The following is a 17,241-nucleotide window of genomic DNA, read 5'->3' as shown; positions in this document are numbered from 1 at the left end:
CGGTGCCGCCGCCGCTCACGGCCCCGCCGTTGGTGGTGCTCAGGCCCGTGCCGGGGTCGGTGTACTTGGCCACGAACACGTCGAGGCTGCCCGCGGCGGTCAGGGTCGTGCCGGCGATGGTGGCGCTGGTGGTGAAGTAGCCCGTGATATACACGCTGGCCACGCCGTTGGCGCTGCTCACGGCCACGCCCTTGCCTTGGTCGATGCTGGTGCCGCCGCCGCCGCTCACGGCGCTGGTCCAGGCCTGGGCCGTGACGTCCCACTTGGCCACAAACACGTCGTCGCTGCCCGCGCTCACCAGCCGGGTGTTGCCGAAGGCCACCGTGCCCGAGTAGTAGCCCGTGGCGTACACGTTGCCCGTGGCCGGGTCGGTGGCCACGGCCAGCGTGGAGGAGATGCCCCCTTGCAGCGGCCCCTCAATGCCCAGGTAGCCGAGCGTGCCCGCGTCGAGCCGGGCCAGCACCGCCGAGCTGACGGGCGCGCGCCGCACGGGGCTGCTGCCGAAGCCGGCCACTCCGGTGCCCACCACCGCCCCCGCATACACGCTGCTGCCGCTCACGGCCACGCCGTAGCCCTGGTCGGTGCCGGTGCCGCCGCCGCTCACGGCCCCGCCGTTGGTGGTGGCCAGGCCCGTGCCGGGGTCGGTGTACTTGGCCACAAATACGTCGAGGCTGCCCGCCCCGGTCAGAAACGAGCCGGCGATGGTGGCGCTGGTGGTGAAGTAGCCCGTCACGTACACGCTGGCCACGCCCCCGGCGCTGCCCACGGCAATGCCAGTGCCCTGGTCATTGCCGGCGCTGCCGCCGCCGCTCACGGCCCCGCCGTTGGTGCTCGTCAGGCCCGTGCCGGCGTCGGTGTACTTGGCCACGAACACGTCTTGGCCGCCCGCGGCGGTCAGGGCCGTGCCGGCGATGGTGGCGCTGGTGGTGAAGTAACCCGTCACGTACACGCTCACTACGCCCCCGGCGCTGCTCACCGCCACGCCCTGGCCCGCGTCGATGCCGGTGCCGCCGCCGCTCACGGCCCCGCCATTGGTGGTGCTCAGGCCCGTGCCGGGGTCCGTGTATTTGGCCACGAACACGTCCTGGCCGCTGCCGCCCGCGGCGGTCAGGGCCGTGCCGGCGATGGTGGCGCTGGCGTTGTAAGAGCCCGTCACGTACACGCTGGCCACGCCCCCGGCGCTGCTCACGGCCACGCCGGTGCCCTGGTCGGCGCCGCTGCTGCCGCCGCTCACGGCCCCGCCGTTGGTGTTCGTCAGGCCCGTGCCGGGGTCGGTGTACTTGGCCACGAACAGGTCGGTGCTGCCCACGGCGGTCAGGGGGGTGCCGGCGATGGTGGTGCTGGTGTTAAAGGAGCCCGTCACGTACACGCTGGCCACGCCCCCGGCGCTGCCCACGGCAATGCCCAGGCCCTGGTTGGTGCCGACGCTGCCGCCGCCGCTCACGGCCCCGCCGTTGGTGGTGGCCAGGCCCGTGCCGGGGTCGGTGTATTTGGCCACGAACGCGTCGGTGAGGCCCGCGGCGGTCAGGGGAGTGCCGGCAATGGTGGCGGTGCCTTGGTAGGAGCCCGTCACGTACACGCTGGCCACGCCCCCGGCGCTGCTCACGGCAATGCCCAGGCCCTGGTCGAGGTTGGTGCCGCCGCCGCTCACGGCGCTGGTCCAGGCCTGAGCCGTGACGTCCCACTTGGCCACGAACACGTCGCTGCTGCCCGCACTCACCAGGCGGGTGTTGCCGAAGGTGACGGTGCCCGCGAAGGAGCCCGTGGCGTACACGTTGCCCGTGGCCGGGTCGGTGGCCACGGCGCGCGTGGTGGAGGTGCCGCCCGTGGGTGGCTGGAAGTTGTTGCCGCTGGTGGCGCCGGCCCATACGGGGGCCTGCGCCAGCGCCGTGCCCGGCAGCAGCCACGCCAGCAGCGAAAGGAAACTGCCCAGCAGGGCCGTGCGGGCCGCGCGCGCGGCCAGGGGGTAGAAGTGCATCATGCAACAAGTCGGGAGTGCCACGTCCGGGGAGAAGGCCAAGACGAAAGCAACCGCTGCTGATGCCCAGTAAAAAAAGAGTGCCGACTTCGGCAATCGCCACAAAGCTACGCCCCAAACCAGCGCCCCGGTATGACATAAAGATGTCATATTGCAGGCCCCGCCGGAAGTAAAAACCGCCGCCGCCCCGGGGGGAGCAGCGGCGGCTTTCGTGTCGGAAACCGGGCGGGCTTACTCCACGGTCAGGCGCAGGGCGCGGGTGCCGGCGCGCACCACGTACACGCCCGCCGGCAGCCCGGCCGGCAGCACCAGCGCGGCCGTGCCGGTGGCGTCGGCCATGGTGGTGGCCACGGGGCGGCCCAGCGCGTCGTGCACCGTCACGGCCGTGCCGGGCTGCGCGCCCGTGAGGGTAGCCGCGCCGTTGGGGGCCGGGTTGGGGAACAGGGCCAAGCCTTCGGCCGCGCCGGTCAGGCCCACGGTGCGCACGGGCGAGTAGCTGAACGTGCCATCCGTGTCCACTTGCCGCAGGCGGTAGTAGAGCGTGACCGCGCCGCCGGGCAGCCGGTCATCGAGCAGGGCGTAGCGGCGGGCCGCCGAGCTGCTGCCTGCGGCGGCCACCGTGCCCCGGCGCTCAAACGTGGTGCCGTCCAGGCTGCGCTCCACCTCAAAGGCTTTGCTGTGCTGCTCGGTGGCCGTGGCCCAGGCCAGGCGCACGGCGGCCGGGCCATCGGCCACGGCCGTGAAGGCGGTGAGCCGGACCGGCAAGGGGGCATTCACGGCCGCATCGGCCACGGCCAGGCCGCTTTGCGAGTTGCCCCCTACCTCGTTGAACACGCCCCCGAAGTACACCCGGCTGCTGCCCGCGGACTCAATCGCAAGGACGGTGGCGTTGGCGCCGGGGTCGAAGCCGGACGTCAGGGCGCCGGTGCTGGCCCTGAGGGCGGCGATGCGGCGGCGGGCCGTGCCGCCCACGGTGGTGAAGTTGCCGCCCAGGTACAGGGTGTTGCCCGCCACGGCCAGCGCATAGACGATGTCGTTGGCGTTCGGGTCGAAACCGGCCGCCAGCGCGCCGGTGCCGGCGTCGACGGCGGCGATGCGGTTGCGGGCGGTGCCGCCCACAGTGGTGAACTCGCCGCCCAGGTAGAGCGTGCTGCCCGATAGAGCCAGGGCAAAGACGATGTTGTTGGCACCGGGGTCGAAGCCGGCCGCCAGCGCGCCGGTGGCGGCGTCCACGGCGGCCACCCGGTTGCGGGCGGTGCCGCCCACGCTGGTGAACCTGCCGCCCAGGTAGAGCGTGCTGCCCGCCACGGCCAGGGCCTGGACGTAGTTATTAGCGTTGGGGTCGAAACCGGCCAGCAGCGCGCCGGTGCCGGCGTCGACGGCAGCAATGCGGTTGCGGGCCGTGCCGCCCACGTTGGTGAACTCGCCGCCCAGGTAGAGCGTGCTGCCCGACAGGGCCAGGGTGTAGACGTAGCTGTTGACGTTGGGGTCGAAGTCCGGCACCAGCGCGCCGGTGCCGGCGTCCACGGCGGCCACCCGGTTGCGGGCCGTGCCGCCCACGGTAGTAAAATTGCCGCCCAGGTAGAGCGTGCCGCCCGCCTGCTGCAGGGCGTAGATGGTGCTGTTTACGTTCGGGTCGAAGCCGGCCAGCGGCGTGCCGGTGGTGGCGTCGAGGGCGGCCAGGTTGTTGCGCGTGCTGCCGCCGAGGCCGGTGAAGCTGCCGCCCAGGTAGGCCGTGCTGCCCGCCACGGCCAGGGCCAGGACGGGGTTATTGGCGTTGGGGTTGAAGCCGGCGGCCAGCACGCCGGTGCCGGCATCCACGGCCGCGGCCCGGTTGCGGGTGGTGCCGCCCACGGTGGTGAAGTCGCCGCCCAGGTAGAGCGTGCTGCCCGACACGGCCAGCGCGTCGACTTCGGAGTTCACGTTCGGGTTGAAGCCCGCCACCAATGACCGGGTGCTGGTGTTGACCGCGGCCAGGTTGTTGCGGCTGGTTGCGTCAACTGAATAAAAGTTGCCGCCCACGTACAGCGTCGTGCCATTCAAAAACAGGGATTTGACGTAAAGGCCAGCGACTCCAATATTGAACGCGGTGTTGACGTTTCCCGAGGTGGCGTTGACGGCGGCCAGGTTGGAGCGAACGGTAGACGCAGTGGCGCCCAGCAGGTCGAACCCGCCGCCCAGGTACACCGTGGTGCCCGACACCACCAGGGCGTAGACCCCCGTGTAGGGAGAGAAGCCGGAGCTGTTGGTAGGGTTCGGGTTGAAGGCCGTGACCGCTCCGGTGCTGATGGTGATGGCCGCGGCGTTGTTGCGCGGCTGGCCACCCACCCCAACGAAGCTGCCGCCCAGATACAGCACCGTGCCCGGCGCGTTCAGGCCCAGCGCATACACGGTGGGGAAACCAAAGCTGGCGCCGACAACCGGCGCAAATGAGGTGGGAACCCCGGTGCCGGCGTCCACGCTGGCCAGGCCGTAGCGGGCCGTGCCGCCCACGGCAGTAAAATTGCCGCCCAAGTAGAGCGTGCTGCCCGACAGCAGCAGCGCCCGCACGGACGTGCTCGCACTCGGCCCGTTCACGTCGGGGTTGAAGGCCGTGACCGCGCCGCTGGCGTCAATCTGGGCCAGGTTGTTGCGGGCGCTGCTGCCCACCCGGGTGAAGGCGCCGCCGATGTACCAGCCCCCCGCCCCGTCGGCCACGGCGGCGTACACGGGGCCGTTGGGGCGGGCGGCGGCCGTGGCGGGGAGGCCGGAGGCCGTGGCCGTGGCCACGCCGTAGGGCACGCTGGGCCCCACCTGCGTGAAGCTGCCGCCCACGTACACGGTGTTGCCGTCGCGCAGCACGGCGTTCACCGTGCCGTTGGTGACGTAGGGCTGCCCGGCGGCCTGGGCGTGCAGCGCGGGCCGGGCCAGGCCGCAGAGAACGACGGCCAGCAGCCAGCCGAGCCGGAAAAAGGAACGCGTAACAAAGAACATAAACAAGGAAAAGAATAAAGAAAAAAGCCCGGGTGCCGCCCGCTCTGCGCGGCCGGCCGCTGGGGCCGCCCCAGGCAGCCCGTTTGGCCGGCCGCCCATTAAAAAGAGCGGCGCCCATTCTGGCAAAGGTCCGGCGGTGGCCCCCGCCGCGCCGGAAAATGTCGCGAGTGGTAGCCACGACGGCGCCAGATGCAGAAATAAGTGCGTGAGTGGAATGCCCGCCCGCGCGCCAGACGCAAAACAGCCGCCGTTCCTCCCGGGAACGGCGGCTGTTGCAGTGGTGGAGAAAGAGAAGGGCACAAACAGGTTTCAACTGTCAGGATGACAGCCGCCCCCCACCGCCTCCCGCCCCTACTGCACGATGCGGCTCAGCACGTCGGTGAAGGGCTGTTGGTCGGTGTCGCCGCCCACGGCGGCTACTTTCACATACACCCGGTCGCCCGATTTGCACTGGCTGATGAGGGCGTCGCCGTCGCGCACCACCACCACGTACCACTCGATGTCGGGCAGGGTGGGGTCGAGGGTGTAGAGGTACTTGAGGGCCACGGCGTGGGGCGGGCGCTTGGCCTTGGCGCAGAGGGTGCCGGGCGCGGGGCCGTCCACGAGGTGGAACTTGCCGGGGGCTTCCAGGGTGGTGTGGCGCTCACGCTCCTTGCTCAGGGCCAAGCCGGAGGAGAGCAGGGCGGCCTCGTCGTCGGGGTAGAGCAGGTTGGCCATTTGGGCCACGGCGCTCAGGGCGGCATTCAGGGCCGTGCGCAGCTGGGCCAGCTCGGCCGTTTGGGTGGGGGTGGGGTGCAGAATGCTGGCGGCGGCCAGGTAGGGCGGCAGGGCGGCCGTCAGGGCGTCAGTCTGGGGCTTGGCGTTGGGAAAGCGGGCGTTGCCCAGCGTATTGGTGAGGCAGTTCTGGGCCAGGGGCCCGATTTCCATCTTGGGAACGTTGTCGAAATTGGTGATGAGTTTGCGGGAAGCCATAACAAAAGCGGGGATGAAGAAAAACCATGCGAAAAGTGGCCCGCAGGCCGCGAGGCACCCGGTTTCTTCGTCACCACACGGCGCCCCGGTGGCGGCCCGCCCCGTAGCCGACGCGTAGCCAGGCGCGTTCTAAACGTTGGAAGGAGCTTCCAATGTCGTGGACGGCACTACCAAGGTTTAGAAAGCGCCTTCTAACGTTGTGGACGGCGCTTCCAACGTTTAGGAAGCTCTTTCCAACGCATGGGAAGCCGCTTCCAACGTTGTGGACACGCCTTCCTACGCGTTGAAAGCGCCACCCCTCGAATGGGAAGCGACGTCCTAAACGTTGGAAAGGAAAGCCCCCGAAAGAATAGGAGCTGCCCCCGAGGCCGCGGCGCCGGCCGCGAAGCGGGGCGAAAGCAACAGCCAAAGCCGCCGGGCGGCGGGGGAGGGGCAAGGGCAACACGGCGCGGGTAGAGCTAGGCAGGACAAGGCCCCGGCCGGACGCAGCGTAGCGCGGGCTACGGGCACGAAAGTCAGGGAGATGCGCCAAATATAAGCAGCGCCGCTACTCCCCCAAACGTTTGCGGAAATTATTTTGGCTGGGGCGGGTCCCAGGCCAGCGGGCGCTTCCCTCTTGCTCGTTCCTCTTTGGCGTCGTTCGGGTGAGCGCCGCACTCCCGCGGGTGTTTCTCCGGTTGCCTTCTGGCAGGCACCTCGCGCCCGGGCGGCCTCGGCAAGGGTGGGGAACTACTCCACCACCAGGCGGGCCACCTGGCCGGCGGCGCGCACCAGGTAGAGGCCGGGGGCCAGGCCGGCCACGTCGAGGGTGGCGGTGCCGGCCGGGGCGGGCACCGTGCGCAGCACCCGGCCCAGGGCATCGAGCAGCTCGGCCCGGGCGGCGGTGGGCAGGTGGAGCTGCACCTGGCCGTGGGCCGGGTTGGGGTACACGGCCAGGGCCGGACGGGCGGGGGCTGCCGCTAGGGCCAGGGGGCCGGTGCCGTCGTTGAGGCGCGAAAGCAGCGTATTGGTGCCAAAGGAAGTAGCCAGCAGGTCAAGGTCGCCGTCGTTGTCCAGGTCGCCCAGGGCCAGGCCGTCGAGGTTGCCGCTGGCCGGCTGCGTGCTGAGGCTGCTGAACACCCCGGCGCCGTCGTTGGCCCAGATGCCGAGGCGCTGGCCGATGAAGGTGCCCACGGCCAGGTCCAGGTCGCCGTCGGCGTCCACGTCGCCCAGCACCACGCCCCGCGGCATGGGCCCCACGGTGAGTGCCTGGCCGAACGCGAACCGCCCGCCGCCGAGGTTGTGGCCAAGGCACACCGTGCCGGCCGAGCTGCACGACACCGCCACGTCGGGCAGGCCGTCGGCGTCCAGGTCGCCCAGGGCCAGCCGCGCCGGCCCGCCGCTCAGGGGCAGGTTCAGGAGCGAGCCAAACGCGCCGGTGCCCGGGTTGAAATATACCCCCACCAGGCCCCCGCCGTTGGCGGTCAGGGCGTCCAGGTCGCCGTCGTTGTCCACGTCGGCCAGGGCCACGTCGCCGGCGTCGCCGTTGCCGCCCAGCACCAGGCGCGGGCCGAAGTTGCCGGCGCCGTCGTTGAGCAGCCAGACCAGGGAAATGCCGTTGCTGCCGGTCACCACCACGTCGAGGTCGCCGTCGCCGTCGAGGTCGCCCAGTGCCAGGCCGGTGGGGTTGCCGCCCACCACGGGCTCGGGCACTCCGGCCGGCGGGGCAAAGACGCCGGTGCCCGCGCCCAGGCGCACGCTCAGGGTGCCGCTGGTGGAGTTGGCCGTCACGAAATCCAGGTTGCCGTCGCCGTTGAGGTCGCCCAGGGCCACGTCGGCGGGGTTGATGCCCACGGCCAGCTCCTCGCGGGTGAGGTAGCTGCCCCGGCCGTCGCCAAAGTACCAGCTCAGGGTGCTGCCATTGCGGTTGGTGGCCAGCATATCGGGCAGGTTGTCATTCGTGACGTCGCCGATGGCCACCGCGTTGGGCTGGTTGATGCTGGCCAGGTCGAAGCCCTGGGCGAAGGTGCCCCGGCCGGTGCCGCCCACGGCCGTGGTAAATTGCTGCACCCGGGGCGCGGCCAGGGGGCCGCCGGCGCTGGCCGCGCCCCGGGTCACGGTCAGCTGCACGGTTTCGCCGGGGCGGAAGTCGTAGGCCGTCGGCGCAAAGCTCAGGGTGGGGCCGGCCACGGTGCCCGCGCTGCCGCGCAGGCCCCCGCGCTGGCCGCTGAATACCTTGAGTGCCCCGGCCGAGGCGGCCGTGAGCGGCTGGCTGAAGGTGGCCACCACGGCGGCGCTGCGCGGCACGGCCCGGGCATTGGGGGCGGGGGTGAGGGCGGTGAGAGTGGGCGCCTGGGCGCGGGCCGGCCCCCCGGAAGCGGTGAGCAGCAGGATGGCCGCGGCGGCAGCGGGCAAGGGGTAGATGTGGGGCACGGGGACGGCGGCGGCGGCGATGAGAAACCCCCGGCCCGCGCCGCCGGATGCGGGGGCCAGTATCCAAAGCTACGCTTCTGCCCCCATAGCCGCCGGCGCGCCCAGGGCCCCGCCCACCTGGGCCGCCTCGGCGGGTGTGAGGGGAAGTAGCGCGGACGGTGTAGTCCGCGACCCCACGCCGCCCGAACGGCGCTACCGGCGTGGGGACGCGGACTACACCGTCCGCGCTACTTCACCGCCCACCTGGGCCGCCCCGGCGGGCGTGAGGCCGTAGCGGGCGGCCACCCGGGCCTCAAGCTGCGTCATGGTTTCGGACGTGGCAGCGGTGGGCTTGAAGCGGCGCAGGGCCGCGGTAGCGGCCACGGCCTGGGCGGCCGTGCCGGTAGCAAGGGGGAGCATGGCGGCAAGTGACGGGCGAGCCACGTAGCGTGGACTCTGCGAGTCCGCGCCCGCTCGCGCCGTTAGGGTGTGCTGGTGGGGCGTAGCGTTGTGGTGGACGGACGCAGTATTGCTGCCGGCAGGTGCGATGTTGCTCCTGACGGGCGCGGACTCGCAGAGTCCACGCTACAGGACCTCCAGCCGGCCCTCCGCCGCGTCCACGGTCAGCGTCACGGTCTGGCCCACCGTCAGCGCCAGGTTATCGGCCTCGTGGCCCACCGGGAAGCCGTACGCCACCGGAAAATCATACATGCGCGCATACCGGTCGATGATTTCTTCGGCCGTGACGCCGAAGGGAATGGCGTTGTCGCGCATCTGCGAGAAGTGGCCCACCACCAGCCCGGCCAGGCCGGCCAGCTGCCCGGAGCGGTGCAGGTGCAGCAGCATGCGGTCGATGTGGTAGAGGTACTCGTCCAGGTCTTCCAGAAACAGGATGCGGCCCGCGAAGCCCGCCTGCGAGGCCGTGCCCGTAATGGTTTGGAGCAAACTCAGGTTGCCGCCCACCAGCACGCCGGTGGCCGTGCCCGTCCGGTTGAGGGCGTGGGGCGCGGCGGTGATGGGCTGGAAAGCTTCGCCGAACAAAGCCCGCCGCAGGGTTTCCAACGCCAATTCGCCGCCTTCCTGATGAAACAGCACCGGCATCACGCCGTGGATGCTGGCGTAGCCCAGGGCCAGCAGGTGGCTGTTGAGCACCGTCACGTCGGAGAAACCGGCCACCCACTTGGGCGCGGCCCGGAAGGCGGTGAAGTCGAGTCCGTCCACGATGCGGGCGGTGCCGTAGCCGCCCCGGGCGCAGAGGATGGCCCGGATGCCGGGGTCATCAAGCTGGCGCTGGAAGTCGGCGCGGCGCAGGTCGTCGGGGCCGGCAAACTGGTGGTAGTCGCCGGCAATGCTCTCGCCCAGCACCACTTCCAGGCCCCAGCTTTCGAGGGTGGCGATGGCGGGCGCCAGCTCGGCGGCGGAGATTTTGCGGGCGGGCGAAACGAGGGCCACGCGCTGGCCGGCTTGGAGGGCAGGAGGGAAGAGGACGGACATGAAAGAGGACGGGATAATAATCGGCGGGATGATGGAACGGCGTAGGGGCGGGGCGGGCCCCCGCCGGGACGGGCGCACCAGTTAAACGATGCCGTGCAACGGCGGGCGGGGGCCGGCCCCGCCCCTACGCCGGTTAGGGAGAGCGGTTACAAATAACGCACCTCGTACCTTCGGAACGCCAGCCCCGCCGGCTGCCCAACCCTACACCCCGTTTCTACGTCAGCCCATTGGCTCAATCTCTTTCGTTATTCCCAACCGCTTCTCTATGAAAGCTTCTTTACTACTGGTGTGGCTGCTGGTGCTGGGCACCTGGCAAGCCGCGTGCGCGCAAGCGCCGGTCGACACCACCGGCGGGCGCTACTTCCAACCGGTCTTCACCGGGGTCACCGCCACGCCCAACGTGCAGTTCGGGGCCACGGTCGACTTCCTCGGTCGCCCCCAACCGCTGCTGATGGACATCTACCAGCCCACGGGCGACGCCACGGCGCAGCGGCCGGTCATCATCTTCGCCCACCAGGGTGGCTTCGTCACGGGCTCGCGCACCGAGTCGTACATGGTGGCCGTGTGCACGCAGTTTGCCCGGCTGGGCTACGTCACGGCCAGCATCGACTACCGCCTCAACCCCTTCCTGGTGCTCACCCCCACCGACACCGCCGGCGTGAGCCTGGCTGCCATCCGCGGCATGCAGGACCTGCGCGCCGCCGTGCGCTTCTTCCGCGAAGACGCCGCCACCGCCAACACCTACCGCGTGAGCCCGAGCCGCATTGTGGTGGGCGGGGCCTCGGCCGGCGGCTTCATGGCCCTGGAAGTGGGCTACCTCGACAAAGTGAGCGAAACCCCCGCGAACCTGAACCTCACCGCCGCCGACATTGAAGGCAGCAGCGGCCACCCCGGCTACAGCAGCGCCGTGCTGGCCGTGCTCAACCTGAGCGGCGCCACCAGCCCGGTCAGCATCATCGAGCCCGGCAACGTGCCCCTCTACAGCGCCCACGGCACCGCCGACGCCGTGGTGCCCTACCTCAAGGGCCGGGTGGGGGCGGGACTGCCACCCAAGTACGTGTTCGGCAGCGGCCTGCTGAACCCCTACGCCGGCAGCGTGGGGGTGCCCAACGTGCTGCGCCGCTTCAGCAAAGCGCCCCACATTCCGCAGTACCCCGTGCAGAGCGCCAGCACCGGCAGCGCCAACTCGGCGGCCTACGCCGACACCACCTACCGCGACATCCGGGCCTTTCTGCGGCCGCTGCTGGGGCCGTTTGTGGCCGCCCGCCCGAGCCTGCTTATTACCAGCGGGGTAGTCGGCGTGGCCGCCGGCGATTACCAGGACATCACCATCACCGGCGGCCAGGGCCGGCTCGACGGCAACATCACCGTGTACGGCACCCTGACGGTGCGCGGCACGGCGGGCCAGCTGCCCGGCTCGCTGAACACCAACTGCTTTGTGGTGGACGGGCCCGGCAACTTCGACCTGCAGGCCGGGGGCGCCCTCAGCATCTGCGACCCGGCGGGCATTAGCGCCAGCGGGGCCACCGGGGCCATTCGCAACACCGGCACCCGCACGTTCAGCGCGGACGCCAACTATGCCTACATCGGCTTCGCCAACCAGGTGACCGGCGACGGCCTGCCCACCACGGTACGCGAGCTGGAAGTGGCCCTTGTGACTGGCAACACCTTGACCCTGAGCCAGCCCGTGAACGTGGCCCAGCGTTTCCTGCCCACCAGCGGTACGCTCAACAACAGCGCGCAGGTCCTCACGCTGCTGTCGGGCCCCGGCGGCACGGCCCTCATCACGCCGGGCCCGGGCACGCTCGTCAATGGATTCAACGTGCAGCGCTACCTCGACCCCTCCGTGAACCGCGGCCTGGGTTACCGGCACCTGAGCCTGCCGTTCGACTACAACGGCTTCGTCAACGTGACCGGTCCGGCGTTTACCATGTCCATCTCCACGGGCTACAACGGCAGTTCCCGGCCTGATTTGGTGACGCCCTTCCCCAACGTGTTTGGCTACGACCAGCAGCGGGCCCTGACGTCGCCCGCCACCAGCTACTCGGAGTTCGACAAGGGCTGGTTTGTGGTGGCCAACACCTTTGCCTCGCGGCGTGGCCTGGGCTACGCCGTCAACGTGGCGGCCGGCCAGGCCCTGACGCTGTCGGGCCCCCTCACCCACAACAACGAGGACATTGCCGTGACGCTGTCCGCCGCGGCCACGCCCACTGCGGGCTGGCACCTGCTCGGCAACCCCTTCGCCTCGGCCCTGAGCTGGGACGCCGTGCCGGTGCCCGCCGGCATGAGCGGGGCCATGTACATCTTCGTGAGCAACACGCAATACACCGGCAACTACCGCGCCTACGTCAACGGCGTGGGCGGCAGCGGCGCCACCATTCCGCTGGGGCAGGCCTTTTTCGTGCGCTCGCTGGCGTCGGCGCCCGTCACGCTCACCTTCCCCCTGAGCGCCCGCATCACCAACTACGCCGCGGCCAACACCCAAACCGTGCAGCGCGGCCCGGTGGATGCCCGCCCCCGCCTGCGCCTCACTCTGGCCGCCGCGGCCACGCCGGCCCTCGCCGATGAGGCCTACCTCTACCAGGAAGCCGGCGCCACCCCCGCCCCCGACGCCGCCTACGACGCCGCCAAGCTGCCCAACTCCAGCGGCCTGAACCTGGCCACCGTGGCCAATGGCGAAGAGCTGGCCATCAACGGCCTGCCCGTGGCGGGCGCGCCCGCCACGGTGCCGCTGGCCCTCACGGTGCCCCAGCCCGGCGCCTACGTCCTCACCGCCGCCGAGCTGGCCAACTACGCTCCCGGCGCCCTCACCCTCACCGATGCCCTGACCGGCACGCGCACGCCGCTGGCCGCCGGCACGCGCTACGCCTTCACGGTGGCCGGTGCCACCGCCCCGGGCCGCTTTGCCCTGGAACTGAGCGCCGCCGGCGTGCTGGCCACCAGCCCGGCCCAGGCCCTGGCCGCCCAGCTGCAGGTGTACCCCAACCCCGCCAGCAGCAGCTTCCGCGTGGCGCTGCCGCTGCCCGCCGGCGCCGCGGCGCCCGCCGTGGCCGAGCTGACCAATGCCCTGGGCCAGACCGTGCGCCGCCAGCCCCTGACGGCTACCGGCAGGTTGCTCACGGGCGAAGTGGAGGTGCGCGGCCTGGCTCCCGGCGTGTACCAGCTGCACCTGCGCGTGGCGGGCCAGCCGCTGGTGCGGCGCGTGGTGGTGCAATAGGTTGGACACGGCACCTGGGCTTGGTTAAACACCAGTCTTTTACCTTCGTTGTATCATTAAAGGGAAGCCGCTGGCCTGCCGACGGCTTCCTCATCATCTGGCTTAGCTACGTTCACTATGAAAGCTCTACTTCTACTCCTGGCCGCCCTGGTGCTGGCGGGCGTGCGCCCGGCTTCGGCCCAGGTCAGCATCGACACCACCGGCGGGCGCTACTACCAGCCCGTCTTCGCCAACGTGACCGTGACTTCGGGCGTCAACTTCGGCTCGGCGGTGAATTCGGCCGGCGCCACCCAGCAGCTGCTGATGGACATTTACCAGCCCACCGGCGACGTGCTGGCCCGGCGGCCGGTCATCATCTTCGCCCACCAGGGCGGCTTCGTGCTCGGCTCGCGCACCGACGCTTACATGATAAAAGTGTGCACCCAGTTTGCCCGGCTGGGCTACGTCACGGCCAGCATCGACTACCGCCTGCTGGACTTTGGCACCATCGTCAGCGGCGGTCTCGACAGCGTGAACATTGCCAAATCGGCCATCCGGGGCATGCAGGACCTGCGCGCCGCCGTGCGCTTCTTCCGCAAAGACGCTGCCACCACTAACACCTACCGGGTGCACCCCAACTACATCACCGTGGGCGGCTCGTCGGCCGGGGCTTTCGCCGCGCTCGAAGTGGGCTACCTCGACAAAGTCAGCGAAGTGCCCGCCTACGTGGGCATCGCCGCCCTGGGCGGCATCGAGGGCAACAGCGGCAGCCCCGGCTACAGCAGCGCCCCGCTGGCCGTGCTCAACCTGAGCGGCGCCACCGAAAATCCCAGCCTCATCGAGCCCGGCAACGCCCCGCTGCTCAGCGTGCACGGCACCGCCGATGCCACCGTGCCCTATTTGCAGGGCAGCGTGGGCTCCCCGCTGCCGCCCAAGTACGTGTACGGCAGTGGCCGCCTGAACCCCCGCGCCACGCAGGTGGGCATCCGCAACACCTTGCGCACCTTGCGCAACGCGGGCCACATTCCCTTCGAGAACACCACCGCCCCCGGCCTGCTCTACGCCGACACCACCTTCCGCGCCATTCGGGACTTCCTGCGGCCCAGCCTGGCCCAGCCCGGCACGGTGCTAGCCGTGGCGAAAGCCGGCGCGCTGGCTGCCACGCCCGCCCAGGCCTACCCCACCCCCGCCGACGAGGCCGTGCACCTGATACTGCCCAAGGAGCTGCTGCTGCCCGTGCAAGGCGAGCTGCTTGATGCCGCCGGCCGCGTGGTGCGCACCATCAACCCCGCCGACCACAGCGTCGACCTGCTGCGCGATGCCCTGAAGCCCGGAGTTTACCTGTTTAAGATTCCCGGCCAGCCCGCGCTGCGCCTGGAGTTCAAGTAGCCGCCGCCTGACCAAGCTGACCTGACGCCGAAAGGGGCGCGGCTCCCCCGGGCCGCGCCCCTTTCGGCGTCAGAAGGCGAGCCGTAGTCGCCGGATTACACCAGCGCCGCCCGGGCCGCGGCAGAGGCATCGGCCGGCACCGCCGCCGGCCGAACTTCGCCCGTACGCGCCACGAACACGCCGAGTTGCCGCAGTTCGGCGCGCCAGGCCTGCAGCTGCTCCAGGGCCACCGCGCCCGTGGCGTAGGTGCCGTGGGCATCGGTGCGCAGGGCCTCGGGGTCCAGCTCCAGCCAGGTCAGCACCTCGCGCAGCACGCCTACGTCGGGGTGCCGCACGTAGGCGTCCAGCACCAGGTCTTCGGTCAGCTGCACGGCGGGCGCCGTGGCGCGCTTGGCGTAGCCGTAGCGCAGGCCGCGTCGCAAGGCCAGCACGTCGGCCAGCACCGCCGAGCCGGTGGGGTGCCCGCCCGCGCCGCGCCCGTGCAAGAACTGCGGGCCCGCAAACTCGGCCTCCAGCACCACGCCGTTGAACTCGCGCTCTACGGCATAGAGCGGCGACTCCGGCCCCAGCAGCTGCGGCGTAACCACGGCCGTGACGCGCCCGTTGGGCAAGCGGTAGAGCCCGGCCACTACCTTGATTTTCTGGCCCAGCGCAGCCGCCCGGGCAATGTCGGCCGCCGCGATGCCTTCGATGCCAAGGTTCAGCACTTCGTTGGGGTTCAGGAACACGCCGTAGGCGTGCGCGGCCAGAATAACGGCTTTCGAGCGCGGGTCGAAGGCGCCCATGTCCAGCGCGGGGTCGGTTTCGGCGAAGCCTTGGGCCTGGGCTTCGGCCAGCGCGGAGCCGTAGTCGGAACCGTCCTCCGCCATGCGCGTCAGCACGTAGTTGGACGAGCCGTTGAAAATGCCGCTCACCGCGCGCAACGGCTCGTGGCTGAAGTACTGGTCGAGTGTGCGGATGATGGGAATGCTGCCGCACACCGCCGCCTCATACAGCAGCGTGCCGCCGAAATCGGCTTGCAACTGCACCAGCTCGGGCAGGTGGCGGGCCAGCATGGCCTTGTTGGCCGTGGCCACGCGGCGGCCCCGGCGCAGGGCCGCGCTCACCAGCCGGAAGGCCTCGGCCGCGTCGTCGATGACTTCCACCAGCACGTCCAGCGCCGGGTCAGCCGCCAGGTCATCGGCCTGAAAGCTGAACCGGTCGGCGGGCAGGGTTCGGGGTTTGTCGGGGCTCTTTACGGCGATGCGCGTGATGACCAAGCCCAGCTCGGGGCGCTGTTGCACGACGTCGTAAAAGCCTTGCCCCACGCAGCCGAAACCAATCAAGCCGATGCGCAAGGGCGCTTCTTCGTTTTTCATCCCAATAAGGTTAATTTCAATTCCAGCAAAAGCGGCTGGCGTTACTTCCACGAAGTCTTGTGCCGCTGCAGTGGCGTTTGTGCTCACGCACCAGGTTTTGTGCCGAGCAGTCATGGGTTGTGCTCACCGCTTTGTCTTTGTGCTGCTGACAAGCGTTTCCAGCCTCTGAGGCCACTTCTGTGCGAGCTGCCGCGATACTAAAAGTCAATGCACGAACGTCGGCGCGTAGAACCGCTCCAGGAAGTGCGTAATCCCCGCCGTTTCCAGCAGAAAGCCGTCGTGCCCGTAGCGCGAGTCCAGCTCCGCATACATGGCCCCGGGAATATGCGCCGCCAGCTCCCGCTGCTCGCTGAGCGGAAACAGCACATCGGAGGTGATGCCCAGCACCAGCGTGCGGGCCCCAATGCGGCGCAGGGCCGCCGCCACGCCGCCCCGGCCGCGGCCCAGGTGGTGCGAGTCCATGCTGCGGCTGAGGGCCACGTAGCTGTAGGCATCGAAGCGGGCCACCAGCTTGTCGCCCTGGTAGCGCTGGTAGGTGCTGGCGCGGTGCTCCTGCGGCAGTTGGTCGCCGTCGGGGTCGGTTTGGGTGGCGGCGTAGGCCGGGTAGCTGCGGTAGCTGAGCAGCGCGATGGCGCGAGCAGCGCGCAGGCCGTCGTCGCCCCCGCCGGGCTGGCCGGCGGCGTAGGTCGGGTCGGCCTCAATGGCCAGCCGCTGGGCCTCGTTGAAGGCAATGCCCCAGGCTGAGTGCCGCGCATTGGTGGCAATGACGACCAGGTGGTCGAACAAATCGGGGCGCTGCACGGCCCATTCCAGCGCCTGCTGCCCGCCCAGCGAGCCCCCAATCAGCGTGTGGATGTCGGTCAGGCCCAAGTCCTGGCGCAGGGCCTCGTGGGCTGCCACCAGGTCGCGGATGGTGAGAAGCGGGAAGTGCTGGTAGCGCGGCTGGCCAGTGGCGGGGTCGGCGTCGAGCGGGCTGGTGCTGCCGTAGCAGGAGCCCAGCACGTTGGCGCACACGATGAAGTAGTCGGCGGGGTCGTAGTAGCAGCCCGGCCCCACCAAGCCCGGCCACCAGGCCAGCACGTCGGCATTGGCCGTGAGGGCATGGCACACCCACACCACGTTGTCGCGGTCCTCGCTGAGCTGACCCCAGGTGCGGTAGGCCACGTGGGCGCCGGCCAGGGTTTCGCCGCTTTCAAGGAGCAGGTCGGGCAAGTGAAAAATATGGTCTAACATGAGATTCTCAGTAACAAAAGCGGCTGTAGAACCGGCGCACGAGGCCGGCCCCTGGTATCTCACCCCCATCTTTCCCCAGCAAAAAGCAGGAAAGCGGGCCGGCCCGTGGGCCGGTTCTACAGCCGCCAGATGTCTAGGTGGCCGGCGGTTTGGTATTGGGTGTTAGGGTATTGGTTGTTAGGGTGTTAGGGTGTTGGGTGTTGGGTGTTGGGGCCTGTCATCCTGAGCGCAGCGAAGGACCTTCTCACCGCTGCGCC

The 17,241-nt window shown here is 70.1% G+C and carries 10 protein-coding genes; 2 read left to right on the top strand and 8 right to left on the bottom strand.

Annotated elements, in window-relative coordinates; genetic code table 11:
* From I2H31_RS21555 to I2H31_RS21530, 6 genes are all read right to left on the bottom strand, one after another.
* The coding region (locus I2H31_RS21555; RefSeq protein ID WP_394368977.1) for a beta strand repeat-containing protein at positions 1-1,981 on the bottom strand (1,981 nt) is incomplete at its 3' end.
* A 228-nt stretch (positions 1,982-2,209) separates the two neighbouring features.
* The gene (locus I2H31_RS21550) at positions 2,210-4,951 is read right to left on the bottom strand and encodes a beta strand repeat-containing protein (protein WP_196295128.1); all 2,742 of its coding nucleotides are present in this window, start codon (positions 4,949-4,951) and stop codon (positions 2,210-2,212) included.
* Positions 4,952-5,302: 351 nt separating this feature from the next.
* Complete coding sequence (locus I2H31_RS21545) at positions 5,303-5,923, bottom strand: hypothetical protein (protein ID WP_196295127.1); 621 nt, start codon at positions 5,921-5,923, stop codon at positions 5,303-5,305.
* 729 nt (positions 5,924-6,652) lie between these two features.
* Complete coding sequence (locus I2H31_RS21540) at positions 6,653-8,317, bottom strand: FG-GAP-like repeat-containing protein (RefSeq protein ID WP_196295126.1); 1,665 nt, start codon at positions 8,315-8,317, stop codon at positions 6,653-6,655.
* 231 nt (positions 8,318-8,548) lie between these two features.
* Positions 8,549-8,734, bottom strand: coding sequence for a hypothetical protein (locus tag I2H31_RS21535; RefSeq protein ID WP_196295125.1), 186 nt, complete (start codon positions 8,732-8,734; stop codon positions 8,549-8,551).
* A 165-nt stretch (positions 8,735-8,899) separates the two neighbouring features.
* Positions 8,900-9,808, bottom strand: coding sequence for a S66 peptidase family protein (locus tag I2H31_RS21530; protein WP_196295124.1), 909 nt, complete (start codon positions 9,806-9,808; stop codon positions 8,900-8,902).
* Between the two features lie 265 nt (positions 9,809-10,073).
* On the opposite strand from I2H31_RS21530, the gene I2H31_RS25540 reads away from it, so the two are divergent.
* Together I2H31_RS25540 and I2H31_RS21520 are read left to right on the top strand one after the other, a co-directional pair.
* Positions 10,074-13,025: an alpha/beta hydrolase fold domain-containing protein gene (locus I2H31_RS25540; RefSeq protein WP_196295123.1), complete on the top strand. Its 2,952-nt coding sequence runs from the start codon at positions 10,074-10,076 to the stop codon at positions 13,023-13,025.
* 117 nt (positions 13,026-13,142) lie between these two features.
* Positions 13,143-14,393, top strand: coding sequence for an alpha/beta hydrolase (locus I2H31_RS21520; RefSeq protein WP_196295122.1), 1,251 nt, complete (start codon positions 13,143-13,145; stop codon positions 14,391-14,393).
* Between the two features lie 95 nt (positions 14,394-14,488).
* Here I2H31_RS21520 and I2H31_RS21515 read toward each other — a convergent pair whose 3' ends face one another.
* Positions 14,489-15,751 carry a homoserine dehydrogenase gene (locus I2H31_RS21515; protein ID WP_196295121.1) on the bottom strand — a complete coding sequence of 421 codons (1,263 nt, stop codon included), beginning with the start codon at positions 15,749-15,751 and terminating at the stop codon, positions 14,489-14,491.
* Between the two features lie 204 nt (positions 15,752-15,955).
* Positions 15,956-16,984 (bottom strand): homoserine O-acetyltransferase family protein, encoded by a 1,029-nt coding sequence (locus tag I2H31_RS21510; RefSeq protein WP_196295120.1) that lies wholly within the window; start codon positions 16,982-16,984, stop codon positions 15,956-15,958.
* Positions 16,985-17,241 lie beyond the last annotated feature (257 nt).

Origin of the sequence: Hymenobacter ruricola, from assembly GCF_015694525.1 — a bacterium.
In the GTDB taxonomy this organism is placed as follows: Bacteria; Bacteroidota; Bacteroidia; order Cytophagales; family Hymenobacteraceae; genus Hymenobacter; species Hymenobacter ruricola.
The sequence above is the reverse complement of the archived record's forward strand: the minus strand, read 5'-3'. Positions and strand labels throughout refer to the sequence as shown.